Source organism: Candidatus Thiodiazotropha sp. AKAK3 (assembly GCF_058244645.1).
In genome coordinates this window covers 47,798-74,320 of record NZ_JBSYOQ010000035.1, presented here as the reverse complement: position 1 = coordinate 74,320, position 26,523 = coordinate 47,798, and the positions used below count along the sequence as shown (strand labels likewise).

Genomic DNA, 26,523 nt, shown 5'->3' with positions numbered 1-26,523 from the left:
TTTAACGATTTTAGCCTAACGAGAAGCTATGAAACGGCAACCACGGGCCGATAACACATTTATTCAAAAAGATATTGTTCATCTGATCTGTTCTTCATGCTAATCTTTATTGGATAGGTCATTTGCCTGGCCTCGGTAGCCGATAAAAGTCAGAAGCACTGCCAATAACTGGCGATGTAGCCCATGATCCATTGAAGGACCCGTCAATAGTGTCTACAAAAGACAGAAAAAATAGATATCAGAGTCAGTTTCAGCCGGTGTTGAATCGCTGTAAGGATACTGTCATTGTATTCATCAATGCACTAATGACAGAGCTGTTCAACAATACAGACAAAGCGCTCACAAGCTTTGCCCAAAAGGCTGAAACCAACGAGGTTCAGAACCGTTTTTTTGAAGCTATGGCGATGATCAGAAATCGTCATGGATTAGTGGAACATGAATTTCGGGAATTGGTAAATGAGGGTTTTGATAAGTTCTGGAAAGACCAACCCGAGATAGACGGCTTCTCCAGCCTGGATGAGGATACGGAACTGGAACTGGTCGACCAGGAGTCGATGGACGTCAATACGGCCCTGGAGAATATGATCAGCCGTACTATAGGCCACCACCGGGCTCAGCTTTATGCCCTGGGTCAAAGACTCAGTGTGGTCAGCGGCGGCCGCAGTGTTAAACACAAGCAGATTCCTTCTGGACCTCACCACCTCGCACATGCCTTTAACGATGCTATTGACGCCCTGGGCCTGGAAGCACGTATCAAAGTCATCATACTTGCCCTGTTTGATAAGTATGTACTGAAGCAGCTGGGCTCAATCTACGACGATTTCAACAACAGCCTCAAAGAAGCAGGCGTTCTGCCCCACCTGCGCCCCTCCATTCAGAAGTCTCCTGACAGCAATGAGCCAGGATCTGCAGATGGGGAAGAGCATGATGAAAACATGCCGGAGCAGACTCAGGAGGAGCTGGGAGAGGAACTGTTCGGCTCGATACTGGATATGATGGCCAATCGCAGGCGCGTATCCCCTGAAAAGGCGAAGGCCAAAGCCGCTGCCGCTCAAGCAGCAGGCAGACAGCCTGGTGCCTCTGCTCCAGCGACTCAAGAGAACCTGGTCAGTGCACTCGACAATATTCAGCCAGAAAAACGGTTTGAATATGTACCGGATATCAATGCACCCGGTAGTGCTATTGCAAATATAGAGATCGATGAGCAATTCCTCATCCGAGTCAAACACACACTGGCTGAGGAGCGGCATAAGCTCTACACAGAAGTTGGTGCTGACCGCCTGGAATCAGCAGACGAAGACACCATCGATCTGGTCGGTATGTTGTTCGAATACATGTTGAATGATCCCGTATTGCCCGCTGTGGCAAAGGCGCTGATCAGTCATTTGCACACACCCTACCTCAAAGTCGCGATTATCGACCGTAAGTTACTCACCGACAGTGATCATGAAGCCAGACAACTTCTTGATTCCCTCGTTGAAGCAGGCAGCCATTGGATAGACGAACGCAATCTGAAACGGGGTATTTATCCCGATATGCAGAATGTGGTCGACCGTGTGTTGAAAGAGTTTTCTGACAATGTCAGCTTGTTTGGCACCCTGCTGGAAAATTTCAAGAAACGCATGGATGAGTTCCGTCGTAAATCGGACATTCTTGAAAAACGCGCTCAGGATTCCATCAAAGGCCGGGAAAAACTGAATATTGCCCGCCAACGCTCTTCTCAAGAGATGAAAGCTCGTTCGTTCAGTGAGCACCTTCCCAAGCCTGCAAAAGAGTTTCTCGAACAGACCTGGGTCGACAAGCTCATTTTTGTTTTACTGCGTCACCCAGACGGTGAGATGAGTGAAGACTGGAAAGAGGCCCTGCAGATTGCTGACGAAATCGCCTGGGCATTCGAGCCAAAAACAGAAAAAGAGCGGCAGGAACTGGAGCAAACCCTGCCTGATTTACGTAGATCTATTGAGCAAGGCCTGGCCTCATTGGGCGGTTTTCACCAGGAAAAGAGCCAAACACTGTTTGGTCTGCTCAGTAGTGCCGAGACAGCCACTATCGCTTCAGAACAAGCCACTACTACGACACCGGAAAAACCCCCTCAAAAAGAGGCTGAGGTTGTTGATGAAGCCAAAGAGCCGCTGACCAAGCCCCAGTTGAAGGCAGTGCCAAGTAAGGCTCCGGATAGTGCTGATGATTCGGTTTCTGATGATGAGTCCATACCTGAAGATGAAGAAGCGATGATGGAAAAATTGCGCAAAATTCGCTTCGGGACCTGGTTTGAAATTCGTGATGCTCAAAGCGGTGAGACTAAAAAGGTTAAACTTTCCTGGCTCAGCCCCCTTACCGCCTCATGTATGTTTGTCGATCGTGCTGGTGTTCAAACCGCCATCAAACCACTTAGAACACTGGCTCAAGAGATTTTAAAAGGAGAATCAACCATCCTGGAAGACAGTGGAGACCCATTCGTCGAAAGGACACTGCATGCTATTCGTCGCATGCTGCAGCGCTCACTGAAAACCACCGAAGATATTGCCAGTGAGTTGATCGAGGATGAGGAGAATGACGGCAAAGAAGCCCGATAATTTTAGGAGACATCATGCAAGATAAACGTCAAACTCCGCGAAAGGTGGCTGACCAGATTTTAGAATTACACGACAAGGTCTCAGGTAGCAGTCTGGGAAGACTTGTCAATATAAGTGCTGAAGGACTGATGTTACTCAGCCAGGAACCGATGATAACCGGATCTGTGTTTCAGCTGAGCTTGATTGACCCACAATCCAAAGACAAGCCAACAGATTTCAGTGCTGAGGTTGTGTGGTGCACAGAAGCATCGCAACCGGATAGCTATTGGAGTGGCTTCAGAATCCTTGAGATCGCAAATGACGATATTCTTCATATCGATAAGCTGATACTCACTTGGTATACGGATTAACCAGCCTTTGAGAACAAATAGAGATTGGTGGTGATTGTTAAGGAGAGTCAGAGCGAGACAGAAACTTAAATCTCATCGGTTCAGTTCAACATTGCCAGGCGATTTCGTTCAAACTCATTCAACACTTTTTTCACATAGTTTTGTGTTTCAGGATAAGGGGGGATTTTCTTCCCATACTTGATGACTGCGTTTTCACCCGCATTATAGGCAGCAAGCGCCAGCTTGATGTCAAACTCAAACATTTTCAGCAGATCCTTTAGATACTCTGCGCCACCCCGCAAATTTTGCTCAGGGTCATAAGAGTTCGCCACACCATATCTTTTTGCCGTGGCAGGCATCAATTGCATCAGCCCTTGTGCACCTTTTCTTGAGACTGCCTTAGGATCATATGCAGATTCCACTCGCACAACGGCATGCAGCAAGCCCGGGTGTAGATGCAGCCGTTTCGCTATATCATCTATGAAGGGTGTGACTTTAGCTTTGTTTTCACGCAATTTTGCCAGACTGTAACGACTGTTCCGGCTTTTTTTCTTGCCACTGCGCCATACCAGCCGATAATTGCCTTTCATCGGTTTGTCAGTGAAGTGAGTACTGCCGTTCGGCCCCTTGTATTTGTAAATCTCAGCCTCTACCGAGAGTGGCATGAGGAATACCAGCCCCGCCAGGAACAGTATTCCCACAGCTCCCCTTGCAGTTTTGAAATTTATTTCAGACACAGCCCATCTCTTAGATCAACTATTAAGAGTGGTGTCGGCTTGCAGGCTTTAAACTTGAAATTCAAGATTCTCCAGATCCTCTTATATCAGCACTATTCAAGCACCACAGCACTTTTTGAATTTTTTACCACTACCACAGGGACATGGCTCGTTTCTTCCGACTTTAGGCTGTTTTCGAACCTCTGTCTTTGGCGATACCAACTCGCCGTCAACAAAATACCATTTACCGTCCACTCTGGTGAAATGGCTAATTTCGTGGTGGGGTCGAATCGTTCCCCGCTCCTTGTAGGTTGCTATAAACTCGACGCTCCCCTCTTCGTCATCAGCAGTGCCTTTATCTGTCTCAACCACCTCTAACTTCAACCACTCTGAATTTTCAGCCCAGCGGCGGGTAGCATTTATATCATGATCATGACGATGATCGGGATGAAGAGAGTGATGCAGAAATTCAGGGTTATTGATTACAAATGCACAGTAGCGTGCACGCATCAGTGTTTCTGCGGTAGCTGCTTGCGTATTGCCTTTCAGAATTGGTTCACAGCAGGTCTCAAACTCATTGCCTGACCCGCAATAACATTCTGCCATCTTTCTCTCCCAACTTGTTCAGAGGTTCCATAGGGGTAAGTTGGGGGAAACAATACCATGAGGTCAGCACAGCACCAAGATACGGCACCATCTGATTGAATAATTTTGCTGGAGATCACGCGCCTTGGTAAGCAAGGCCAGGCATTTGATAAAAATGGGCATTGTTAGCCCAACCTATTGTTTTTATTAGTAACAGTAAAAAAAGGCGGGTGCTGAACCCACCTTTATGCCTCTTTCATCGAGGCGATACTGTCAGGCGGAACGAGCCCATCTTGAAATCCCCTGTTCTCACTTTACCGGTTTAGAGAACTTCTAGGTTTCGCTCCTACGGGGTGAATTATACTTGATGAATATGAAGATTTTATGACGCTTACTGACTATTCAAAGACCCAGCTCCCGTGCCCGTCTCTCCAGACGCTTTATCGAAATGGGGTATTTTGTACCCAATTCCTGAGCAAAAAGTGAAATTCTCAGCTCCTCCAACCCCCAACGTATCTCTTCGATTCTTTCATCGGCTCGCCCCTCTTTTCTGCACAATTCATCCCACTGCTGCCACTTCAGCTGTAGACCAGCCATCTCCTGCATCCTCTGTTGATCCCTGACAGCAGAATGAGCCAACTTTTCAGCTCGTTTTAGCACCCCATTCAGGTATCGGGGATACTCCTGAAGCTGCGTTTCAGGGACTGATTGCAAGAACCCCTTATAGAGCAGTCGATCCAGATGGCTCTGCATATCCAGGACCGACTTCATCCAATTTATCTGGCTGATGGAATTCACCGCTTTATGTGCCTGATTATAGGCTTCCAATATATTCAGCAGTTGCTTGCACATCTCATTGGAGATGGTCATCAATGCCCCTTTGCATGAGGTGCAGCGGGATTCAAAACTGGCCGCGTCCCTAATTTCGGACTGACCATCCAGAAAGGTCTTGTCGAAGACCTTATTGACCAGTTCATTCTCAATATTTTTAGCCTGTAAGTTACCGATACCTTCAGGCGCAGCGGGAACCTTGGCGTACATCAGTCGTATGCGATCCAAATTCAACAGATTCTTACGTAGATAGCGCGTCTCCTTAGGCAGCTTGAGCATCAGCAGACGTCTCACACCGGCTTTATGTGCCGCCTGAGCATTGAACTCAGAATCGAGTAGTTGAATGGCGACACTATCACCTTCGTCTATCAGTGATGGATAGCCTTGCAGTAGAATCCCCCCCTGCTCCACCGCCAACTGCTTGGGTAGTGGTTCAAAATCCCAGGATTTCAATCCATTGCGTTCCAGTTCCGGTGAACTGAGCTGGCGGTGCTCAGCCCTTTTCTGGGTCGCATGTTGTCTCTTCAAGCTGGATAGATTGCGGCTTGATTCCAACTGTTTACCTGATTGATCGACAACCTTCAGGCGCATTTGCAGATGCAGCGGTAGATCGTTCTGATTCCAGGCATCCTCTGGAATATGTACACCACTCAGCTGCTTCAGTCTCTCCCCCAAAACCTGCACTAGTGGACGATCGCTGGGCTTAACGCCTGACAGGCAAGCATCAGCAAAGTCGGGTACCGGTACAAAAGAGCGGCGTATTGACTTAGGCAGCCCTCTGATCAGCATAATGACACGCTCTCGCAACATGCCGGGGACAAGCCATTGCAGGCGGGCATCGCTGACCTGGTTGAGCACATCCTGAGGTACGACCAGGGTCACACCATCGGCATTGGTACCTGGTTCAAATTGATACTCCAATGGTAGCCGCATACCATTTAAATCGAGCTTCTCAGGGAACAGATCACTCGAAACCCGTTGCGACTCATCACGCATCAGATCTGCTTCTCTAAGATAGAGCAACTTCGGTTTGTCCTTTGACTGTTTACGCAACCATTTCTCGAAGGCAGGCGTGGTGGATATACCCTCAGCGATCCGTTCCTCATAAAAGCTGTAGATACGCTCCTCATCCACCAAAATATCCCGTCGCCTCGATTTCGCCTCGAGTTCATGTATTTCAGCAATCAACTCCTGATTGTGTCTCCAGAAAGGGGCTCGGGTATGGAAATCCCCATCTACCAGAGCAGAACGGATAAAGACTTCCCTGGCGACGACCGGGTCAATGGGACTGAAATTTATCTTTCGTCTGGGGGTCAGTGTAATGCCGAAAAGGGTTACCTTCTCATAACCGGCAACTTGTCCCCGCTTCTTCTCCCAATGGGGCTCTGAATAGCTTCGTTTCAGCAGATGACCTGCAGATTTTTCTATCCATTCAGGCTGAACCTGCGCAATGGTTCTGGCATAGAGTTTTGTTGTTTCCACTAACTCTGCCGCGATAATCCATTTTGGCTGCTTCTTGAAGAGACCTGAGCCTGGGTAGATAAAAAAACGGCTGTTTCGAGCCCCCATGTAGTCATGAGACTTACTTTTAAATCCAATATGGCTCAGCAGACCACTGAGCAACGCCATATGAATCTCTTCATAGCCCGCCTCTGCAGTCGCCTCTCGATAGCCCATCTCATGCATCTGGCCACGTAACTGGGCATGGATATCATGCCACTCCTGTAGACGATTCCAGGAGAGAAAGTGCTGTTTGCACCAGCTATGAAACTTCCTTTTGGAGAGGTGTTTGCGTTGCTCTTCAACCTCTTTCCAGAGGGACAGATAGCCCATAAAATCAGACTGCTCATGGCGATGCTTTGCATGAGCTTCATCCGCCTGCTGCTGCTTCTCAAGCGGACGCTCCCTGGGATCCTGAACGCTCAATGCCGCTGCAATCACCAATACTTCTGACAGGCAGTGATGATGAGCCGCTTCAAGCAACATCCTGCCAATGCGTGGATCAACCGGCAGACGTGAAAGATGTCGTCCCAATCGGGTAACCCGGCGATCACCATCTACAGCACCGATCTCCTCCAATACCCGATAGCCATCTTTGATCAAGCGGTCGTCTGGAGGATCGATAAAGGGAAAATCACTGATATCCCCCAGTCCAAGCAGTTTCATCTGCAGGATGACTGAGGCTAGATTGGTTCGCTGGATTTCTGCTTCTGTAAACAGTGGGCGTTGAGTGAAATCCTCCTCGGTATAGAGTCGGATGCAGATACCGGCAGCGACACGTCCACAGCGTCCTTTCCGTTGATCAGCTGAGGCCTGAGAGACTCGCTCTATGGGTAGTCGCTGCACCTTGCTGCGATGGCTGTAGCGGCTGATACGGGCAAAGCCGGTATCAATCACATAACGGATACCGGGAACTGTCAGTGATGTCTCTGCCACATTGGTGGCCAGGACGATCCTGCGACTGGAATGAGGCTTAAAAACCCTCCCCTGCTCCTGAGCGCTCAATCTTGCATAAAGTGGCACCAGTTCAGTTGCTTTCAATTTATGTTTGCGCAGGTTTTCTGCAGTCTCGCGTATCTCCCGCTCACCACTCAGGAAAACCAGTATGTCTCCATGGGAGACAAGGGAGAGCTCATCCACGGCATCGACAATCGCCTGCTGCATCGGATCATCGCGTTCATTTTCCGGCTCATCCTCTTGTGTACGATAACGCACCTCTACTGGATAGGTGCGCCCCGACACCTCGATGATAGGTGCCTGATCGAAGTGATCGGCAAAACGCTGAGGATCAATCGTTGCTGAGGTAACGATCAGTTTCAGGTCAGGTCTCTTAGGCAGTAGCTGCTTCAGATAGCCCAGCATAAAATCGATATTCAGGCTTCGCTCATGGGCTTCATCAATGATCAGAGTATCATATTGGTTAAGATAGGGATCTTGCTGTATCTCTGCCAGCAGGATGCCGTCAGTCATCAACTTGATATGCGTCAGTGGGCCTACATGGTCGCTGAAGCGGATTTTATATCCTGCATGCTCTCCCGTTTTAGAGTCCAGTTCTGCGGCGACCCTGGCTGCCAGAGCACGTGCTGCCATACGTCGTGGTTGAGTATGACCGATAAACCCGGACACGCCTCGTCCAAGACTCAGGCAGATTTTCGGTAGCTGTGTCGATTTGCCTGATCCAGTCTCACCACAAAGAATCACTACCTGATTTTCTGAAATCAATCTCTTGATCTCATCCAAGCGCTGACTGACCGGCAGCTCAGAAGGAAACGAGGGTCGTGGGATAAGTGCCTGACGCTTTTCAAGTCTCTGCTGGGAGGCCTTGATCTGCTGTGTGAGATCGAGCATCGCCTTAGAGTAGTTGGCATCCTTTTCAGCGCGCTTTTTCAAACCCCGCAGGCGTCGCCTGAATCGATGACGATCTGCCATCATACAGTGCTCCAGCTCCTTGAAATCGGGGAGAGAATCCAGCTTCAGGATCGACTCTTTATCTGATGTTTCTCGCTGCACGCTTAACCTGGATCCATCATCCTGTTTCCGAAGATTGACCTTCCAAAACGAAAAAAACGGGCCGAAGCCCGTTGTTTCGCGCCCTTGGCCCAATAATAACTCAGTGGCCACCACCTTTGAGTGCCGAAACCATACCCTCTATTGTATCCTTGGCGTCACCAAAAATCAGCGAGGTATTATCCTGATAGAAGAGCAGATTATCTACACCTGAATAACCGGGACTCATTGAGCGTTTGAGGAAGTAGACCTGACGAGACTTGGATGCATCCAGAATCGGCATACCGTAAATCGGACTGGATGAGTCGGACTTGGCTGCCGGATTTACCACATCGTTGGCACCAACCACCAGGGTCACATCCGAAGTGGGAAATTCGGGATTAACCTCATCCATCTCCAAAACATGGTCATAAGGGATATCAGCCTCAGCCAAGAGTACATTCATGTGTCCAGGCATACGGCCGGCCACTGGGTGAATTGCGAATTTAACATCTACATCACGCTTTTCAAGCAACTCCATCATCTCTTTCAAGGCATGTTGCGCTTGGGCTACAGCCATACCGTAACCGGGGACAATAATCACTTTACCAGCATCCTCCATCCAATAGATGGCATCATCCACAGAAGCAGACTTGACCCCTTTTTGCGCCGCTTGCCCAACGGCACTGGTCTCACCCCCGCCATCGCTGCCGAAGCCACCAAACACTACATTGATGATTGAACGGTTCATGGCCCTGCACATGATGAAAGAGAGAATAGCACCAGAGAAGCCCACCAAAGCACCGACTATGATCAGCAGCAGATTACCCAGGGTGAAACCGGTCGCAGCCGCCGCCCATCCTGAGTAGCTGTTCAGCATGGAGATTATAACCGGCATATCCGCGCCACCTATCGGGATAATCAAAGTAAATCCGAGCACAAATGCCAACAGGGTCATCAACACAAGGGAGGTCATACTTTCGGTCATGCCAAAATGGACGCCGAGTAAGACAGTGGCAACAGCAAGTGCTGCGTTCAGCATATGCTGTCCCTTGAACTTGACTGGAGCACCACTCACTAACCCTTGTAACTTTGCAAAAGCCACTACTGACCCTGAGAAGGTAATGGCACCAATGATAATGCCAGCAGATAACTCACCCATCATCACCGGATTGAGGGTACCTGCCAGGTCATGGTTAAGGTAGGTGCCGATGGCTACCAATACTGCAGCCATACCGACAAAACTGTGTAGTGCAGCAACGAGTTGAGGCATTGCGGTCATCTCAACCCGCGAAGCGAGTACGGTACCTATCAACGCTCCTGCAACCACACCTGCAACAATAAAACCGTATGACTGAACCTCACTGCCAAGCAGCGTGGCAACTATGGCAATGGCCATACCTGCCATACCGAGATAGTTGCCGCGTCTCGCCGAGGCAGGATGTGTGAGGCCTTTCAAAGCCAGGATAAAGAGTATCGCTGAGATGAGGTACGCGATCGATTGGGTATTTGCTGAAATCTCCATTGTTCAGGTTCTCACTTATCTTTTTTCTTGAACATGGCAAGCATGCGATTTGTTACTAAGAATCCGCCGAAGACATTTATCGAGGCCAACAACACAGCGATAAAGCCGAAGATTTCAGCCGCAGTGCCAACCGACTCGAGACCGGTGACGAGTAATGCACCAACGATGATAATTCCAGAAATCGCATTGGTCAGTGCCACCAATGGCGTATGGAGTGAAGGCGTTACCCCCCAAATCACATAATACCCAATGAAGCAGGATAGAACGAAAACATACAGTGCAACTAGTGTGTCAGGCATAGGATCACTCTTTATCGTTTATTTATTTGAAGTGTGCGTTTTGAACAACCTGTGACACGTCATCATTCAGGTTTAAGACGCATTGCCGATGTGATCTCGTCCTCTTCAAGGTTTTTCAAGACCAGACCATCATCGGTTTTTTCCACCATGATATCCAAAAGGTTCATAATATTGCCTCCATAGAAGGCACTGGAATCCGAGGGCACCATCGAGGGATAGTTGGTATGACCTACCAGGGTTACGCCATGTTTTACGACGACTTTGTCAGCCTCGGTCAGTGGACAGTTACCCCCGTTTGCCGCTGCTAAATCTACGACTACTGAACCCTCACGCATATTCTTGATAACCTCCTCGGTAATCAATGTCGGCGCTGGTCGACATGGGATTAATGCAGTAGTGATAATGACATGGGCTTTGCTCAGCTCGTCGGCCAATGCCTGTTGCTGCTTTGCCTTGGCTTCTTCAGATAGCTCTTTCGCGTAGCCACCCTCACCCGATCCGCTCTCACCAACATCCAGCTCGATAGCCTTGGCCCCGAGTGACTCGATCTGCTCCTTTGTTTCTGGTCGAATATCGTAGGCCAGAACATCTGCTCCCAGGCGTCTACCTGTGGCAATTGCCTGTAATCCGGCAACACCAGCACCAAGCACAACCAACCTTGCTGGTTTGGCAGAACCTGCAGAGGTCATCATCAATGGTAGAAATCGACCATAATGAGCCGCTGCCTCAATGACCGCGCGATAACCGGAAATATTACTCTGGGATGAGAGCGCATCCATAGCTTGAGCCCTTGAGATGCGCGGTATCCGTTCCATGGCAAGAAACACAACATCTTTGTCGAGGATCTGCTTGAGAGTCTCATCCTGTTCACAGGATTCGATGTGAGATATCAGGATTGCACCTTTTGGGAGTTCAGCCACTTCAGCAGCAGAGGGCTTGCGCACTCTTATCAGGATATCTGCCTTAAGTGCTTCGGATGCAGAAACAATCTGGGCGCCAGATTGCTGATATTGTTGATCGGAAAAGTGGGCATTCTCACCAGCACCGGATGTAACATCTATTTGAAAGCCCTTAGCGATCAATTTTTTTGCCACATCGGGGGACAGCGCAACCCGGTTCTCACCCACCACGGATTCTTTTAACAGGCCTATTTTCATCTTTTTTTACTCAGCCAAATTTATATCAATTGAATTCATCTGATTCAGATTGCGAAGCATTATCCAGCCAAAACAGGCTATTCACAAGAGCATATGATTGCTGCCAGTTAACACACCACTGGGTGTAGAAGATAGCATAGCCTGGAAACATTAAGATTAATTAATCTATTTATTACAATAGGTTAAGCAACAATAATCAATTCGGACCTGTGCCGTACAACAACCAAATGGGTGTAAATAAGCAACTATATGGATAGAGATAAATTTCTTGTTTTTGGGATTATTTTCACAAACTAAGAGTTTAAATAATCAAACGATTCGTTAAAAAAACTGCCAGCCTTGGATAAAACAGCAAAACTTTATCGATAATAACAATAACCGAGAGTTTGTTTCTGCAATCTTTAGAGGGTAAAAACCCTTAAATCAACTTTTCATGGAAAGCGTTATCAGACACTGAAAATGGAAACTGTAAGATCCTCGAAAGAAAGAGTAATTCCTGAAGCTTCACAAATAGCCTGATTAATAGTATGTGCCGTAATAATTTTCGCCTTTGCCCTCTCGGCTTTTGTTCAACACCAGTCCTATGGCCTTCTCTTCATCGAGCCGTGATAGTGAATCTTTGATCGCTTCCACTGGCGTTTGTCCCGCTTCCACAACCAACAGAATCTGACCCATATGTTGATTTATAACAGCTGCTTCACTGGTTGCCAGAATCGGAGGGGAATCAAAGATAATAATCCTGTCTTTATATCGGCTGGACAACTCATCCAGCAGTCGCTCCATCTCAGTACTGGCAAGGAGTTCTGTCGATTTTTCCGAACGAGTACCTGCTGCAATCAACTTTAATCTCGGTATTTGGGTCTGAATGATGACATCACCCACATGACACTGCTTATCACTCAGCAGATCGATCAGACCCTTTTCATTTTCGATGCCGAGCAGCCGACTCATTGAGTACTTAAGTACATCCCCATCAATCAGCAGTACGGTGGAATCTAATTCTGTTGCAATACTCAGGGCAAGATTGAAGGCGGTAAAGGTTTTACCTTCCGAAGGCAAAGAGCTTGAAATTGAGACCAGATTGCTGTGGGCTAAAGGGGCAGCTCCCTTACCCAAAGCATTTCTGATTATCGGTCGTTTGATGATCCGATACTCCTCTGACAACTGCTTGTTGCCGGCATGAGGCACTATGTGACCAATTTTTGAGAGGGCTTCATAGTCGAGGCGTACCCGCTTCGATTCCTGCTCAGGATCTGACTTATCTCTCTCTTTAGGTCTCTTTTTCTCTTCTGGTAATTGTGTTTCAGAGACTGTCTTGGTCGCCACCACTTCAGTTGCAGCCATCTCAGAAGTTACAACCGCTTCGGGCGCTGCCATCTCAGCAGTAACCTTCCCCTCTTCTACAGACTGTTCGGACTCTGCATCAGGCGAAGCTGCTTTTTTACTCTCTGTCTTCGATTTAGCGAGACGCTCAATCGCTTTTTCTATGCTGCTCATTTAAACCAATTCCAATTTCGATGGCACTGTCTGAATATAGTCGGAACCGGTTGATCAGAACCAGGTTTCCGGAATGATCAGCACGTCTCCAGGTATCATTTTCACGTTAGCAGAAATATCACCGTCACGAATCAGGTCATCCAATCTGACACGATACTGAGAGGTTTTTCCATTGATCTTACGAACAATTGTGGCGCTGTTGCCGGATGCAAATTCAGTCAACCCACCGACCTCGATAATTACATCCAACAGGGTCATTCCTTCACGAAATGGGATGGACTGGGGTTGAGAAGCCTGTCCAACAACACGAACCTGCTCTGTGTAGCGTCCAACAAACTGTCTAACACTAACTGTAACTTTAGGGTTTTTTACAAACTTTGATAGTCGGCTTTCGAGATTTCTTGCCAACTGGGTAGGTGTTTTACCACTCGCCTGCAGATCCTCCACCAAAGGTGTCGTGATAAGACCGTCAGGACGAACAACCACATCTGTGGTCAGCTCCTGGTCTCCCCAGACAAAAACGTTCAATGTGTCCCCTGGACCGATCAAATATAGCGGTGAAGAGGGTGAATTGCCATCCTGACCCCCAGTTCCTCCGGAGTTGGCTGCATTCATTTCTGGCGTGCCGGAACAGGCAGTCACCAGAAGTAAACAGAATGGAATTATAAATTTTTTAATTTTCATATAACGTATTGATAACATAACACTTTCCTGTCATATAATGATATCAAGAACAGATCCTGATGTAGTGTCTCACACTAATGCGCGATTACAGAGGCCCACACAGACCCCTGGATGCCCCGATGGAAATGCCTTTGGGATGCACAGGCACAACGCAGGATTGGGGCTGTCAGGCCTGTCTCCAGGCGAGACACTAAACTAGTTCTAACCATTTGCGGATGATAACTCACTTAACAGCTGTTTGGCTTCATTGGATTCTTGAAATTGCTGATTATTTTCAAAAACAGACTCAAGAATCTCGCGAGCTTCCCCCTTTTGCCCCACTTCCGCCAGCATCACTGCATAGTGGTAAAGTATGGATGGATCGGAAGTTCTGTTCAAAATTGGCCTTATCAAATTAAGGGCCGCCTTAGTATCCCCAGTCTGGTGCTTAAGCCAGGCGTAGGTATCAGTAACTGCCAGGGATGAATCACCAACACGTTCAAACGCCCTGCGCGCTAAATTCAGTGCCCTTTCAGGTTTAGAGTCAAATATCAGCAGCGCTGCATTGTTCAGCGCCACAATATTCTCGGGTTCTACCGATAATAGCTCATCGTAGAGTTTTACAGCATTCTCAACCTTTCCATTGGACTGGTAGATCATTGCCAGCGCCAATTTCGCTTGATTATCTCCACCTGGTTTTGTCTCGATTCTGCGTGTCAGTAGTGCAGTTGCCGAGTTGATATCACCATTCATGGCGTAGAGATCGGCCAGTTTTCTATAGAGAACAAAGGGCGCCTCTGGAGATAGATGTTTTTTCAGCTGGGATATAGCAGTCTGGGGTCTGCCTCTGGCCTGGGCCACTCCGGAGAGCAGTATGATTCCCGTGTATTTAGTCTCTGGCTTGTTACTCAGTGCCTTGGCTACAGATTCTGCTTTATCGAAGCGCTTGTCTCCGAGGGCAATCTTGAATTGCAGCAATTGACCCTTCTGCGACAAGGGCCTGGCCTTGTCGAGGGTTGACTGTGCAGACTTATAGTCTCCACGTTTACTCTGCAGATCAGCCAACTGCAGATAAGCATCCCGATTGTCAGGATTGATTGTGATCATTCTTTCGATCAGTGATTCTGCCTGCTCGTGGTTGCCCATCTGTTGATCCATTTCAGCTATCAACGAGAGTATGGCCGGATTCTCACTCTGTCGCAGGGCCGGATCATCCAGATACTTAGCGGCCTTATCTGCCTGTTTTGTTCGCAAATAGTAGCGAGCGATGATAATCCGAGGCAGCGTACTATTTCTTGATGATTGAGCCGCTCTGTCGAGCCATTTCAAGGCTTCGTTCTGTTGTCCGGAGCGTTCACTTATCTGCGCTAACAGTAGCATTGCATGCGTGTTGTAAGGATCCGTCGCCAACACAAGATTGAGATGTTCACTGCCTTCACTCAATCGGCCATCCTCAAGATCCATTCTGCCAAGGGCAACAAGCGCCGGTGTGTAGGCAGCATCTGACTCCTCTGCCTTATTCAGATTACTCCGCGCTTCACGTCGATTGCCTGACAGTAGCTCGATCACTGCCCGCAGATAGAAATCCGTGGCGGTCAGCGCCCCACCGCCAGCGAAGACCTGGTCTGACTGCTTTCTGGCAGATTCAATATCCTGTTTCTTCAGATATGAGAGGATCAGCAGGTTACTGCTGTTACCCTGCTGTGAACTCTCCAGCTGCTCTAACTCTGCAATGGCGTCATCTACCGCACCTTGGCTCAGGTAGAGCTTTGCCAGCTCTTCACGAATACGCGTATTCTCCGGATGGGATTTAACCGCTTCTTTCAGATACTCAACCCCCTGCAGATAATCACCAGACTGACTCGCTGCAGAGCCAATCATGGAGAGCAGTTCATAATCTCTTTGCTGTTCACCAGAAGATTTGAGAATCTTAAGCGCTTCCTTTGGCTTGTTCAGTCTGAGTTTGATCTCCCCCAGCAACTTTCTCGCCTGCAGGTGTGTTGGCACCTGGTTTACATAGCGCGATAACAGCACATTCGCCTGCTCCAGGTTGTTTTCCGAAAAATGGGTTGCCCCCAGCAGTAGTACGGTCGGCAGATGACTGGGTAAGGCAGTATGAACCTCTGTCAGTTCAGTTTTAGCAGCATCATATTTTTTGTCGATATAGTTGTGTAGTCCTGATAAATAACCGACGATCGGATTGCTCTTATAGCCTCTCTTCAGCTCTTCCAGATAGAGCTTGCTCTCATCGAATTTAGATTTCTGAACCAGTAATTGAATCAACGAAACCTTTGTCAGAAACTGCTCCTGCTTTGAGTCTTCCGGTTGAGCCAGTGCGATTGCCCGTTTCAAAGACTCTATCGCCTGATCGAACTCCTGCAGCTTCGACTGTATCCCCCCCAAGGCTCGCCACACTTGATGATTTTCAGCATCCAGAGCAATGGCCTTGTTGAGATATTCGATTGCCTGCTCATCATTATTCCGCATGCTTGCAGCTTTAGCCCGAACAACAAGGGCATCAACATTGTTTTGTTCAATTTGCAATAATTCTTGAGCCAACTCATCTGCCTTTTCTGGCTGACGAACATGGATATATGAATTTGCGACTTTGCTGTTTTGGGTTTTCTTATCCAGAGCGGAAAAATAACCTTCCTCATATTTTTCAACTATATTCTGATGTTTTGCCTGCAGTTCCCAGGCAGTGATGATGATCTGTTTGGCCTCAACACTTACTTCCTGAGAAACATTGATACTATTGATCTCCTTTTCTGCAGAGCTACCATCACCCAGTGCGAGATAACTTTTTGCCAGCAGAATTCTCGCAGCCTTATGGTCTGAATTTGCTTGCAATAAATTTTTAAGTTCGATAACTGCTTTTGAATATTCTTTATTCGAATAACTTGCCGATGCATCCTGAAATCGGCTCTCTTCACTGACACCACCGGAACAGCCTGACAACAGCAAAATAACTGTAATCAATATCGAGAGAAGACTTTTCATCGATCCATTCCCATACCTAACCATGTATTTCATTAAATCTAATTGCATCCTAAACATTTTCTCTATTTCAAACTGTATTTATTAACTAAATCGTAGAGAGTCGGTCTACTGACGCCCAATAGATCAGCTGCCTTGGAGACATTTCCACCAACATAACTCATAGCCCGTATTATGGCTCTTGCTTCAGCGCGCTCTCTGACCGCCCTCAGATTGATCGGCATGGCATCCCCACCATCACTATTCAGTTGAAGCTCATCCGGCGTTATCAACTGGTCATCAGCCATCACCACCGCGCGTTTTATCCGGTTTTCCAGCTCTCGCACATTCCCTGGCCAGTTGTATTCTTCGATTGCGCGCAAAGACTCTGTTGTAAACCCATTCACTTTGGAAGCATTTTGTTTGGCGTACTTGGACATGAATGACCAGGCCAACAGTACAGCATCCCCGGCTCTATCTCTTAAAGGTGGGATATTGATGATTATCTCGCTGATTCTGTAATAGAGATCCTCTCGGAACTCCCCACGCTCTATCTTCTCCTCCAGATCCTGGTTAGTGGCACAAACCACTCTAATATCAACGGGTATCTCTTCTCGTCCACCAATCCTCTCGATCACTCTTTCCTGCAGAAAACGCAACATTTTAGCCTGTAAACCAATCGGCATATCGCCGATTTCATCGAGAAACAGCGTCCCACCATTGGCTGACTCTATCTTTCCTATAGTCCGCTTGGACGCCCCGGTAAAAGCACCCTTTTCATAGCCGTATAGTTCACTTTCAAGAAGATTCTCTGGAATTGAGGCGCAGTTAATTGCAGCAAATTTTTCACCACTCCTATCGCTCAAGCCGTGTATTGCTCTGGCCAGAACCTCTTTACCGGTTCCACTTTCCCCCAGTAGTAGCGCGGTGATATTTGTGGGGCTGACCTTTTCGATAACCCGGCAGAGTTCAATCATTTCAGGACTATTCGCCACAACGCCGTCCAAGGGGGAGTAACGTTGCATCTTGTTCAGTCCCCTATTCTCCTCTTCCAGGCCATGCACATGATAAGCACGTTCAATGATCACCCGCAGTACATCGGGATCTATCGGCTTTTGATAAAAGTCATAGGCACCTAGATCAATGGCTTTAAGTGCATTTTCCCGATCATCATTCCCTGTCACCACAATAATCTTCGTCTGTGGCATGAGACTGAGTATTTCCTGCAAGGTGGCAAACCCCTCACTGACATTCGTCGGATCGGGGGGCAAGCCAAGATCCAGAGTAACGACGGGGGCTGTTGTTTTTCTCAACAGATTTATTGCGCTGGCACGATCACCTGCAATGTGTACGTCATAACCATCGAAACTCCATTTCAACTGACTTTGAAGTCCTGGGTCGTCCTCGACAATAATAAGTGGTTTTAGTTGATTGTTGGCTTTACTCACGCAATTACGCCTCTACAGTTGCATCAGGCTGTCTGCCTGTTGCAGACAATGATTGATTCAGCGGAATGGAAATTGTGAAGCTTGTTCCCTTGCCGATATGACTCTCCACACTCAGACTTCCTTTTAGTGAATTAACATACTCTCTGGTTTCATAAACTCCGATACCCATCCCAGCATTTCCCTTGGTCGTTTGAAAGGGACGAAACAACCGCTCCTTAATGAATTTATCTTCCATACCTGAACCGTTATCCTGAATGGTAATGATTGCACGCTCATCCATTTTCTCGACCGTGACATTAACCTCACCATCTCTATCGGTTGCTTCCTGAGCATTTTTAATCATGTGTACCAATATGGCTGTGAATCGATCTTTATCAGCAATAATTTCAAGATAGTTGTGTTTGATACTCAACTTCGGTTTAGGCTCATAGGCATACAACTCATTGACTGCTTGAGCTGCAGACTCCTCTATGTAGAACTGTTTGGTTTTAGTCGATTCAAATCTACCTTGCCTCAATTGGGCAAGTAGTCGTCCCATTTTATTGACAGCATTTCCGATGGTCTTTACCGCATCATCCATAAATGCAGGATTATTTCTATGTCGCTCAGCATTTTTAACGACTAATTCCAACTGCGCAATCAGGTTTTTCAGATCGTGTACCACGAAAGCAGAGAGCCGATTGAAAGCCTCAAACTGATTGGCACGATTCAGCGCTTCTGAGGTTTGCAGCAACGCCAGATATCCACCAGCCTGTTTGGCAGCCGCCTTAATCAGATCACGATCTTCCCAGTTTATTGACAGATGAGCTTGTGATCTGACAAGCAGTACGAATCCTATCAGGGCATCGTGGTGTTTGATAGGTACAATCAACCAGGCACCTTCGATGGCTGTTACCTTCTGATCGATGGAGAGATTATCGTAACGTTCCGGAAATCTAGACAACTCATCGATGTCGATAATCCAATCACTGATTCGAAAATAGCGGATCAGTTTGCTGTTTGACTCGATATCAAAGCTCAGATCAGGCACTTGCCAGTGGCTGCTACACTGGTAGCGGCCGTCGTCACTCAATATCCATAAATAGCCACCTCGTGCTTGCACAGAGTCTGAGATAGCCTGAACGACGCGGGTACGTATTTCACCACCACCAGGCCCTTCAGAGAGGGTCTGAACCACCCTCAACCACTCATCCCGCCAATCGTACTTGTAGCTAAAAAAGTGTTTATTAACAAAAACTTTCAGCTTTCCCCTTAGGGTTCCTGAAAACAGTACAACTGCCAAAAAAGAGATCCCGGCAAAAACAAAGGCGATCTGTGTTGCCTTACCCCAGGTTCCCCCGTAATAGCGTATGTAGTACCCCACAGCTGCCATAAGGATCAGATATCCACCAGCCGCAAGTAGGGTTGTGGCATGAAACACTACCTGCCTGGAGACAAAAACACGTACAGACCAACTTGGATTTCGTGTTGCAGCAACTGCCACAAAAGGGGCAACCAAAGCACTGGTAAAGCCCCGGGCCTGCCACAGAGTAGCATCCACTTGCTTGAACATTAAAGCATCGGCATAGAGGAATAAGTCGTAAACGAAGAGTGTTCCCATCCCTATATATAGGTACTTCACCGCCCAACGCATCTCAGGACGGGTACTACGATAGAGTTGTTCAATCAGAATCAGGCCGGCAACAGCAAACCCCAAATGGCCGACCAATTGAAAGCTGGCTGTCCCGCCCCAGTTGCGAACACCAGGAAACAGTTGCGCAACCAATTCAACACCAAGCAGCAAGGCAGAAATTGAGAAAATGGCAACCGGAGCATAGCGTAAAAGACCGGTCTCACCCCCAGCAGCGGTTTTGAGTGTTTTCAAAAGTCGGAACAGAAAGGCAAACCAGGCGATATTCTTCGCTATTTCAAATAGTTGATAGGTATTGACTGTGAGAGTGGACTCCTGAACCTGGAAGGCGATGGCCGTCAGTGCCCAACAGGCCGAGGTGGTAGAGGCAATAAGTAGATAGGTGCCTTCTATGCGGCCACGCCAGCTTGTCAGCAGTAACACGCTGAAAAGCAGGAATAGCGATGCCGAAAAAGTGTAGCCGATTATTCCTATAGTCAAGCAGTCATCCTCAATGGTTCGGATATTCCTCAATCTGCACTGAACTTTTACATGCCGGCAAAGACTTACAACTGTGGGATATTAAACCCGACATCCTAAAAGGTTGTATACAGACTCTATCGGTACCGGGTAAATGGTGTAGTTCTCATGCAGTTTGAAGATTTAGAGTAATGAGAAACAATAAGGTCTATTGCCTGGGAATGGTACATCCATTGATCCCTGCAAATATACCTTTAGTGATAATCTCCTCTCTACTCACCCTGCGCGTGGTTCTCATTTGTATCAGTTCCCTGTTGTCTTTTTTTATTTTAATAATCGACAGCACAATCGAAAAACTGCAGATGTTTCTACATCAACGGATGCTCTGGAAGGTATCGCTTACACTACCTGATGCGGCAGATTTGACGATCGGATATGATTGATATCTCTTCGCCAACCCCATGCCAGCCTATGGCCACAGCCGCTATAGTATACAAAGTTAGTGAAGCGATTCACTCTATCAGGGTGATTTTTAACAGGAATCTGGATTCTGACCCATATTCCCCTGATAATAGCCCACCTTTACTATCGATCAACACGGAAAATTGACAGGGTTCAACCATATGACCATCAATGCAGTCTCCCCAATACCCCGCCAGGCAACAGCCTTGGGCAATTCTTCAATAAAAGGAAAATATTCTAGAAAATTCAATGGTTTCACACTCATAGAAGTGATGGTTGTGGTGGTCATTTTGAGCATCCTCGCCGCAATTGTTGTACCTAAAATTATGGATAGACCAGAACAGGCACGAAAAACAAAAGCTAAAAGTGATATCCGCGCACTGGAAGCTTCACTGAATCTCTACCGTCTGGATAACATGATCTACCCAACAACTGATCAGGGACTTGAAGCCCTGGTCACCAAGCCGACCGATTCCCCGGAACCCAGAAACTGGAAAGAAGGTGGATATCTCGACAGACTGCCTATGGATCCTTGGGGCAACCCATATCTGTTCCTGAGCCCCGGTACTCATGGTGTTATCGACGTCTACTCAGCCGGCCTGGATCTGCAATCCACTGACGATGACATTGGTAACTGGAATCTGGAGTGAACCCTCCCTGCTCATCATCAAACAGCCCTCGTTCGAGGGCTTGGATAGCGCACACTCCCAAGGGATTGGGAATGGGCTTTACCCTGATCGAGGTAATGGTCGTGGTGGTCATAATCGGGATTTTGATCAACTATGTCGCCATCTCATTTGGTCGAAACGGGCCGGCAGACATGCTTAAAGATGAAGCCCAGCGTCTTACCAGTCTGATTGAGCTGGCCAGTGAAGAGGCCTTACTCAGATCGGTTATGATCGGTGTGGACATTACTGAGGAGAGCTATGGCTTTCTCAGCCTCAATGAGGGAGAGTGGGAGACGGTTTCTGATACGCTGTTTCGTGAGCGTCAGCTGCCTGAAGAGCTGGAAATCAGCATTGCCACCGCACTCCCCGAAGGTGATGACGAAGAGAAAAGGACACCGGAGATCATCCTGCTTAATAGCGGAGAGATGACCTCCTTCGATATAAAAATCAGCTCTGAGCTTGTTGAAAGTTACTATCGTTTAACAGGCAATGAGCTTGGAGAGCTCTCTCTGGAACATGTCTCACCCTAATAAGACACGATTAAAGCATCGCCCAGGTATCAGGCCATCGGCAGGATACCGCCACAAAGGCTTTACCCTGCTGGAGATTCTAATCGCACTGGCCATTCTCGCCATTGCCCTCTCCTCTATTATTGCTGTTGCATCAAATCAATCGTTGAATGTTGCCTATTTACGAGACAAGACCCTCGCCCATTGGGTCGCAATGAACCAGATCACAGAGCTACAGATAGCTAACCAGTGGCCTGCTACCGGAACCAAGAAAGGGGATGAGGAGATGGGGCTGAAGAAATGGTATTGGCAGCGGGAGATCACTAAAACCCCGGATGACCGGGTCAGACAAATTGAGATACGCGTGTTTCGTAACAAAGACGATGAAAACAGCGTAACCCGTCTTGTCAGCTTTCTCTCACAACCGATCTGATGACAACTTCTTTAAATATTTGCGCCAACCATCCGCAACCTCACAACCGATTTGAGCGGGGATTCACTCTGCTCGAACTGTTGATTGCAATTACCATCTTCGCCATCCTGGCCACCTTCGCCTATTCTGGTCTTAATGTGGTGCTCGAAACAGAACATCAGACCAGCCAGTACAGTCAACGCATGTCTCAACTGCAACTTGCATTCAGTCTGATTCAGCGGGATATCGAACAAGCGATCGACAGGCCCATTCGTGATCAACATGGTGACGAACTGGCTGCACTCATAACTGGCGGATTTGCCGGTACTCTTCTCGAATTGACCCGTGGTGGCTATGCAAATCCCATGAAACTGCCACGCAGCAACATGCAACGGGTAGGTTATCTAATCGAGGAAGAGACCCTCTATCGACTAACCTGGAAAATACTCGACAGGGCCCAGGATAGTGAACCTCACCGATACGAATTGATCGACAACATAGAGGAGCTTGAGCTGGTCTATTACGACCATGAGATGAAAAAGCAGAATCAATGGCCCCCTGACAGTTTTGACCTCGATTCAGGAGATAAACCTGGCTTACCCACTGCTATTGAAATGAACATGGAACTCAAGGATTGGGGTAAAATAAGACGTCTGTTTGCTCTGGCTCGTCCCATACCTGACGAAAATCCTGATCAAGGAAAGAAGCAATAATGGTGGCGCATCACAGGCTGAAAACCCAACAGAGGGGAATCGCACTAATCACCGCCATTGTGATTGTTGCCATGGCATCAATTGCTGCTGTGGCGATGACTCATAGTCTCCAACTCAACATCCGTAGAACTGGCAATATTCAAGCTGCCGACCAGGCCTACTACTACACATTAGGCAGCGAAGCCTGGTCCCGGGGCATGTTGATACGGGATCTGAATGATGATGAGGGAAAGAAGTACGATGGCCTGGAGGAGAACTGGGCCCAGGAACTACCGCCAACCCCAGTAGAGGGTGGTGAGGTTCAAGCTCTCACAACCGACCTTCAGGGCCGCTTCAACCTGAATAACCTCTACTTGGAAGCAGAGGCTGAAGAGGAAACGAAGAACCAGGTTAGTGTACAGTTGGCCATATTCAAACGCATGCTGTTGGCGCTTGAATTACCTGAGTCAATTGCTCAGGCAACAAAGGACTGGTTGGATGGTGATAATAAAACCTCCTACCCTGATGGTGCAGAAGATATTGAATATTTAAGTCAGGACCCACCCTATCGGACCGCTAACGGATTCATAGCCAGCATAACCGAACTCAGACTCATAAAGGAGATGGATCAGGAGAGCTATGAAAAGCTGGCGCCCCATGTTATTGCTCTGCCTGTGAAGAGCGCGATTAATGTCAACACAGCCGATCAGATTGTGTTACAAAGTCTGATCAGTGACCTCTCTGAAGCCGATGCAGAACAACTTATAAGTGAGCGAGAAGAGAACCCGTTCAAAGAGCCGGCATCCTTTATTGCAAGAGTTAGAGAACTTTTGGATGAAAATAAAGTAAAATCTGAAGATATAGAGCCATTGATCTCTGTAGACAGTCACTTTTTTCAGTTGGAGACGGTTGTACGAATGGAAAATAACAGCCAAAAATTGGTCAGTCGCCTGTATAAAGGCAGTAAGGATGTTGTGGTCTTATCCCGCACTATTGGGGTCTATTGATGGCTGAACAATTCATTCTGCAGTGTCATGATTCATCTTGTAAGCAGGTCACCTGGTCGATCAAAGGTGCCGGAGTCAATGAAGCAGGCGAAGGCAGCCTTGCGCAAGCATCTCAATTGGCTAAGGGCCGACGTACCCTGGTCTTGATCCCTGCTGTCGATATACTGATCACTTCGGTCAACATACCCACACGTAACCGCCAGCGTCTATTACAGGCAATCCCCTTCTCACTGGAGAATGAGCTCACCGAGGACATCGATCAGCTCCACTTCGCTGCTGGCACCATGGACAGTGATGGCATTACACCTGTAGCCGTCATCTCAAGACAAAAACTGGATGATTGGCTTGAAAAGCTCGATTCCGCAGGTATCGAACCCCTCGGCTTCTATCCCGACCTGCTTGGCCTGCCTCTGGATAGTGATGCCTGGAGCCTCTATCAAAGCGATCAGAGCCTGCAGATTCGCACCCAGTCCAATCTGGGATATAGCGCAGACGCTATTAATGGTGGCGAACTTCTCAAGCTGGCATTACAGCAGGCTGGTGAGTCAGCACCCGGGAAATTGACCCACTACAAGCTCAAAGAGAGCCTCCTCAGTTTAGACCTGGGTAGTATTGCGCCAGAGTGTGAAATCATCGTCAGAGAGGTAGACGATCTTACCCATTTGACCAATCTACTCGGCAACAACTTAAAAGAAAAAGAGCAGATCAATCTACTGCAGGGAGAGTATCAGCGGGTCGATAAAATGACGCTCCAATGGAAGCGTTGGCTTCCGGCTGCAGCACTTGGAATGATTTTAGTCGCCCTTTCGATCGGCACGACCCTGCAGGAATATTTTCATTACAAGCAACAGAGCACAGAGTTACATGCTCAAATCAGGCAAACTTTCCAACAAGCCTTTCCGAATGTAAAACGTATCGTTGACCCTCGGGTACAGATGGAACAACAGCTAAAAAGAATGCAGCAGGGACAGTCGGGGAGTTTCGCGCAGTTTGCCAGTCTCTTTGTACCGGCAGCGAGTGTCATCAAAAACAGCCCCAATACAACACTCGAAAATATCAGCTTTCGAGATGGTCAACTCAATTTACAATTGACCATCAAGGAGCTACAGGCTCTGGAGAACTTGAAAAAAACGATCGAGAGCAAACGGCTCAATGTTGAGATCCGCTCTGCCAATGCCGCGGACAACAATGTCACCTCCCACCTCAGAATCACTGGAGGATCGTGATGAAGCAGTGGTGGAACAGTAAAACTCCCCAGGAACACCTTGCCATGATCATTGGCGGGTCAGCAGTGTTGATTCTGTTGCTCTATCTGATCATATGGCGACCTTTCGAGCAGAACCTCGAACAGAAAGCACTTCAGGTAGCTAGCCAGCAATCCACCCTGCAGTGGATGAAGGGGAACCTCGATCTCGTCAAGAGTCTGCGTTCCAGTCAGGGTAACAGAGGCTCTCGCACGAATGAGGCCCTGCTTACTTTGGTTGACAGAACAGCAAAAAAGGCTGAATTACGACAACTGATAAAACGCATCAAACCTCAAGGAGATAACTCAGTACAGCTTTGGGTTGAACAAGCCTCTTTCGATATATTAGTTCGTTGGCTGGGCCAAATGACTCAGGAATATGCCCTGGATATCGAATCACTCAACATCGATCGACAGGATGGCCCCGGTCTAGTGAATGCGCGACTTGTTCTACAGCGGGGAGGTGATGGAAAATGAGATGGAGAAGTTACCTGTTGATTGGTGTAGTGGCTTATCTCCTGTTTGTGCTGATTGAACTGCCAGCTCAGCATGTTTTAGGTTGGGCGACAGCGGGCACCAAGCAACCACCTTTCACCTATGGAACGATCAAAGGCAGCCTCTGGCGTGGCAAGATGGAAGCAGTCACTGTTCATGGGATACCAGTGGATAAACTCAAATGGCGTTTCACCCCCACTGAGTTGATTTTCGGTCATATCGGCTTCGAGATCATTGTCAATCATGCAGGCCAGGAGCTAGAGGGCAATATCGCGATAGGATCAGGGGATCAGATTCAGATTGAGGATATCAGTGGTGAAATTCCCGCATCTATGATTCCACCAATGATCGATTTGTCCCAGATTGGCGTAGGAGGCAATGTCTCTCTTGATGTTCAACAATTAACCCTGACAAAGAATCAAATCACAGCTGTAGAGGGAGAGATACAGTGGCTCGACTCTTCTTTAAAAGGCCCTTTTGCACTCAAGGTTGGTGATCTGAAGGCAGATCTATCAACCGGCCAAAAAGGTGAAGTCAAGGCAAAAATCAAAGACTTGGGAGGAGCAACATCTGTAGATGGGGAACTTAGTCTCACAACGGATGGAAACTTCCAGGTAAAAGGACAGATCAAACCAGGAACGGATTCTGATCCCCGCCTGGGAAGCGCCCTCAAGGCAATCAGTAAACAACAGTCAGATGGTAGCTATAGGATAACTTATAGCACCCGTCTTTAGCATACTGTTTTACCTGGTATGCCAATGCGCTATCATCTGCTATTATGGAATGCATTACATATTCGACATAAACCCATGATGGATAAAGAATTTCACCAATATCCCCCTAACCTGTCACAAACCA

General features: G+C 47.7%; 22 protein-coding genes. 11 read left to right on the top strand and 11 right to left on the bottom strand.

What is annotated here, in order from left to right; translation table 11 throughout:
- Positions 1-209 precede the first annotated feature (209 nt).
- Positions 210-2,576, top strand: a complete 2,367-nt coding sequence (locus AC4IE7_RS06780) for a DUF1631 domain-containing protein (RefSeq protein ID WP_490776057.1) — start codon at positions 210-212, stop codon at positions 2,574-2,576.
- Positions 2,577-2,590: 14 nt separating this feature from the next.
- Positions 2,591-2,926 (top strand): PilZ domain-containing protein, encoded by a 336-nt coding sequence (locus tag AC4IE7_RS06775; RefSeq protein ID WP_490776056.1) that lies wholly within the window; start codon positions 2,591-2,593, stop codon positions 2,924-2,926.
- An 80-nt stretch (positions 2,927-3,006) separates the two neighbouring features.
- Here AC4IE7_RS06775 and AC4IE7_RS06770 read toward each other — a convergent pair whose 3' ends face one another.
- From AC4IE7_RS06770 to prsK, 11 genes are all read right to left on the bottom strand, one after another.
- A complete protein-coding gene (locus AC4IE7_RS06770) occupies positions 3,007-3,642 on the bottom strand; it encodes a transglycosylase SLT domain-containing protein (RefSeq protein ID WP_490776055.1) in 636 nt (211 codons plus the stop codon).
- A gap of 96 nt (positions 3,643-3,738) precedes the next feature.
- A complete protein-coding gene (locus AC4IE7_RS06765) occupies positions 3,739-4,227 on the bottom strand; it encodes a YchJ family protein (protein WP_490776054.1) in 489 nt (162 codons plus the stop codon).
- 381 nt (positions 4,228-4,608) lie between these two features.
- Positions 4,609-8,547 (bottom strand): ATP-dependent RNA helicase HrpA, encoded by a 3,939-nt coding sequence (gene hrpA, locus AC4IE7_RS06760; RefSeq protein ID WP_490776053.1) that lies wholly within the window; start codon positions 8,545-8,547, stop codon positions 4,609-4,611.
- Positions 8,548-8,647: 100 nt separating this feature from the next.
- A complete protein-coding gene (locus tag AC4IE7_RS06755) occupies positions 8,648-10,048 on the bottom strand; it encodes an NAD(P)(+) transhydrogenase (Re/Si-specific) subunit beta (protein ID WP_490776052.1) in 1,401 nt (466 codons plus the stop codon).
- An 11-nt stretch (positions 10,049-10,059) separates the two neighbouring features.
- The gene (locus AC4IE7_RS06750; protein WP_490776051.1) at positions 10,060-10,347 is read right to left on the bottom strand and encodes a proton-translocating transhydrogenase family protein; all 288 of its coding nucleotides are present in this window, start codon (positions 10,345-10,347) and stop codon (positions 10,060-10,062) included.
- A 62-nt stretch (positions 10,348-10,409) separates the two neighbouring features.
- A complete protein-coding gene (locus tag AC4IE7_RS06745) occupies positions 10,410-11,504 on the bottom strand; it encodes a Re/Si-specific NAD(P)(+) transhydrogenase subunit alpha (RefSeq protein ID WP_490776050.1) in 1,095 nt (364 codons plus the stop codon).
- Positions 11,505-12,023: 519 nt separating this feature from the next.
- Positions 12,024-13,001: an XrtA-associated tyrosine autokinase gene (locus AC4IE7_RS06740; protein WP_490776049.1), complete on the bottom strand. Its 978-nt coding sequence runs from the start codon at positions 12,999-13,001 to the stop codon at positions 12,024-12,026.
- 54 nt (positions 13,002-13,055) lie between these two features.
- Positions 13,056-13,703: an XrtA/PEP-CTERM system exopolysaccharide export protein gene (locus tag AC4IE7_RS06735; protein WP_490776048.1), complete on the bottom strand. Its 648-nt coding sequence runs from the start codon at positions 13,701-13,703 to the stop codon at positions 13,056-13,058.
- Between the two features lie 183 nt (positions 13,704-13,886).
- Positions 13,887-16,664, bottom strand: coding sequence for an XrtA/PEP-CTERM system TPR-repeat protein PrsT (gene prsT, locus AC4IE7_RS06730; protein WP_490776047.1), 2,778 nt, complete (start codon positions 16,662-16,664; stop codon positions 13,887-13,889).
- 62 nt (positions 16,665-16,726) lie between these two features.
- Positions 16,727-18,088, bottom strand: a complete 1,362-nt coding sequence (gene prsR, locus AC4IE7_RS06725; RefSeq protein ID WP_490776046.1) for a PEP-CTERM-box response regulator transcription factor — start codon at positions 18,086-18,088, stop codon at positions 16,727-16,729.
- Between the two features lie 4 nt (positions 18,089-18,092).
- Positions 18,093-20,198, bottom strand: coding sequence for an XrtA/PEP-CTERM system histidine kinase PrsK (gene prsK, locus AC4IE7_RS06720; RefSeq protein ID WP_490776045.1), 2,106 nt, complete (start codon positions 20,196-20,198; stop codon positions 18,093-18,095).
- A gap of 170 nt (positions 20,199-20,368) precedes the next feature.
- On the opposite strand from prsK, the gene AC4IE7_RS06715 reads away from it, so the two are divergent.
- The 9 genes from AC4IE7_RS06715 to AC4IE7_RS06675 all read left to right on the top strand — a co-directional run bounded on the left by AC4IE7_RS06715 (position 20,369) and on the right by AC4IE7_RS06675 (position 26,399).
- On the top strand, positions 20,369-20,620 hold the full coding sequence (locus AC4IE7_RS06715; RefSeq protein WP_490776044.1) for a hypothetical protein: 252 nt from the start codon (positions 20,369-20,371) through the stop codon (positions 20,618-20,620).
- Positions 20,621-20,800: 180 nt separating this feature from the next.
- Positions 20,801-21,289: a type II secretion system major pseudopilin GspG gene (gene gspG / locus AC4IE7_RS06710; protein ID WP_490776043.1), complete on the top strand. Its 489-nt coding sequence runs from the start codon at positions 20,801-20,803 to the stop codon at positions 21,287-21,289.
- A 71-nt stretch (positions 21,290-21,360) separates the two neighbouring features.
- On the top strand, positions 21,361-21,837 hold the full coding sequence (gene gspH / locus AC4IE7_RS06705; protein ID WP_490776042.1) for a type II secretion system minor pseudopilin GspH: 477 nt from the start codon (positions 21,361-21,363) through the stop codon (positions 21,835-21,837).
- Positions 21,824-22,249 (top strand): type II secretion system minor pseudopilin GspI, encoded by a 426-nt coding sequence (gspI, locus tag AC4IE7_RS06700; RefSeq protein ID WP_490776041.1) that lies wholly within the window; start codon positions 21,824-21,826, stop codon positions 22,247-22,249. The genes gspH and gspI overlap by 14 nt, the downstream gene beginning before the upstream one ends.
- A complete protein-coding gene (gspJ, locus tag AC4IE7_RS06695; protein ID WP_490776040.1) occupies positions 22,249-22,941 on the top strand; it encodes a type II secretion system minor pseudopilin GspJ in 693 nt (230 codons plus the stop codon). The genes gspI and gspJ overlap by 1 nt, the downstream gene beginning before the upstream one ends.
- On the top strand, positions 22,941-23,927 hold the full coding sequence (gene gspK, locus AC4IE7_RS06690; protein WP_490776039.1) for a type II secretion system minor pseudopilin GspK: 987 nt from the start codon (positions 22,941-22,943) through the stop codon (positions 23,925-23,927). Before gspJ ends, gspK begins: the two co-directional genes overlap by 1 nt.
- Entirely contained in the window at positions 23,927-25,153 is a 1,227-nt protein-coding gene (gene gspL / locus AC4IE7_RS06685) for a type II secretion system protein GspL (RefSeq protein WP_490776038.1), read from the top strand. The genes gspK and gspL overlap by 1 nt, the downstream gene beginning before the upstream one ends.
- On the top strand, positions 25,153-25,647 hold the full coding sequence (locus tag AC4IE7_RS06680; RefSeq protein WP_490776037.1) for a type II secretion system protein M: 495 nt from the start codon (positions 25,153-25,155) through the stop codon (positions 25,645-25,647). The genes gspL and AC4IE7_RS06680 overlap by 1 nt, the downstream gene beginning before the upstream one ends.
- On the top strand, positions 25,644-26,399 hold the full coding sequence (locus tag AC4IE7_RS06675) for a type II secretion system protein N (RefSeq protein ID WP_490776036.1): 756 nt from the start codon (positions 25,644-25,646) through the stop codon (positions 26,397-26,399). Before AC4IE7_RS06680 ends, AC4IE7_RS06675 begins: the two co-directional genes overlap by 4 nt.
- Positions 26,400-26,523: the final 124 nt, after the last annotated feature.

Excerpts from the sequence above, each read along its gene's own strand:
- AC4IE7_RS06775 (WP_490776056.1), top strand. The coding sequence starts at position 2,591 with ATGCAAGATAAACGTCAAACTCCGCGAAAGGTGGCTGACCAGATTTTA.
- AC4IE7_RS06765 (WP_490776054.1), bottom strand. The coding sequence starts at position 4,227 with ATGGCAGAATGTTATTGCGGGTCAGGCAATGAGTTTGAGACCTGCTGT.
- AC4IE7_RS06755 (WP_490776052.1), bottom strand. The coding sequence starts at position 10,048 with ATGGAGATTTCAGCAAATACCCAATCGATCGCGTACCTCATCTCAGCG.
- AC4IE7_RS06750 (WP_490776051.1), bottom strand. The coding sequence starts at position 10,347 with ATGCCTGACACACTAGTTGCACTGTATGTTTTCGTTCTATCCTGCTTC.
- AC4IE7_RS06745 (WP_490776050.1), bottom strand. The coding sequence starts at position 11,504 with ATGAAAATAGGCCTGTTAAAAGAATCCGTGGTGGGTGAGAACCGGGTT.
- AC4IE7_RS06740 (WP_490776049.1), bottom strand. The coding sequence starts at position 13,001 with ATGAGCAGCATAGAAAAAGCGATTGAGCGTCTCGCTAAATCGAAGACA.
- AC4IE7_RS06735 (WP_490776048.1), bottom strand. The coding sequence starts at position 13,703 with ATGTTATCAATACGTTATATGAAAATTAAAAAATTTATAATTCCATTC.
- prsT (WP_490776047.1), bottom strand. The coding sequence starts at position 16,664 with ATGAAAAGTCTTCTCTCGATATTGATTACAGTTATTTTGCTGTTGTCA.
- AC4IE7_RS06715 (WP_490776044.1), top strand. The coding sequence starts at position 20,369 with ATGAGAAACAATAAGGTCTATTGCCTGGGAATGGTACATCCATTGATC.
- gspG (WP_490776043.1), top strand. The coding sequence starts at position 20,801 with ATGACCATCAATGCAGTCTCCCCAATACCCCGCCAGGCAACAGCCTTG.
- gspH (WP_490776042.1), top strand. The coding sequence starts at position 21,361 with ATGGGCTTTACCCTGATCGAGGTAATGGTCGTGGTGGTCATAATCGGG.
- gspI (WP_490776041.1), top strand. The coding sequence starts at position 21,824 with ATGTCTCACCCTAATAAGACACGATTAAAGCATCGCCCAGGTATCAGG.
- gspJ (WP_490776040.1), top strand. The coding sequence starts at position 22,249 with ATGACAACTTCTTTAAATATTTGCGCCAACCATCCGCAACCTCACAAC.
- gspK (WP_490776039.1), top strand. The coding sequence starts at position 22,941 with ATGGTGGCGCATCACAGGCTGAAAACCCAACAGAGGGGAATCGCACTA.
- gspL (WP_490776038.1), top strand. The coding sequence starts at position 23,927 with ATGGCTGAACAATTCATTCTGCAGTGTCATGATTCATCTTGTAAGCAG.
- AC4IE7_RS06680 (WP_490776037.1), top strand. The coding sequence starts at position 25,153 with ATGAAGCAGTGGTGGAACAGTAAAACTCCCCAGGAACACCTTGCCATG.
- AC4IE7_RS06675 (WP_490776036.1), top strand. The coding sequence starts at position 25,644 with ATGAGATGGAGAAGTTACCTGTTGATTGGTGTAGTGGCTTATCTCCTG.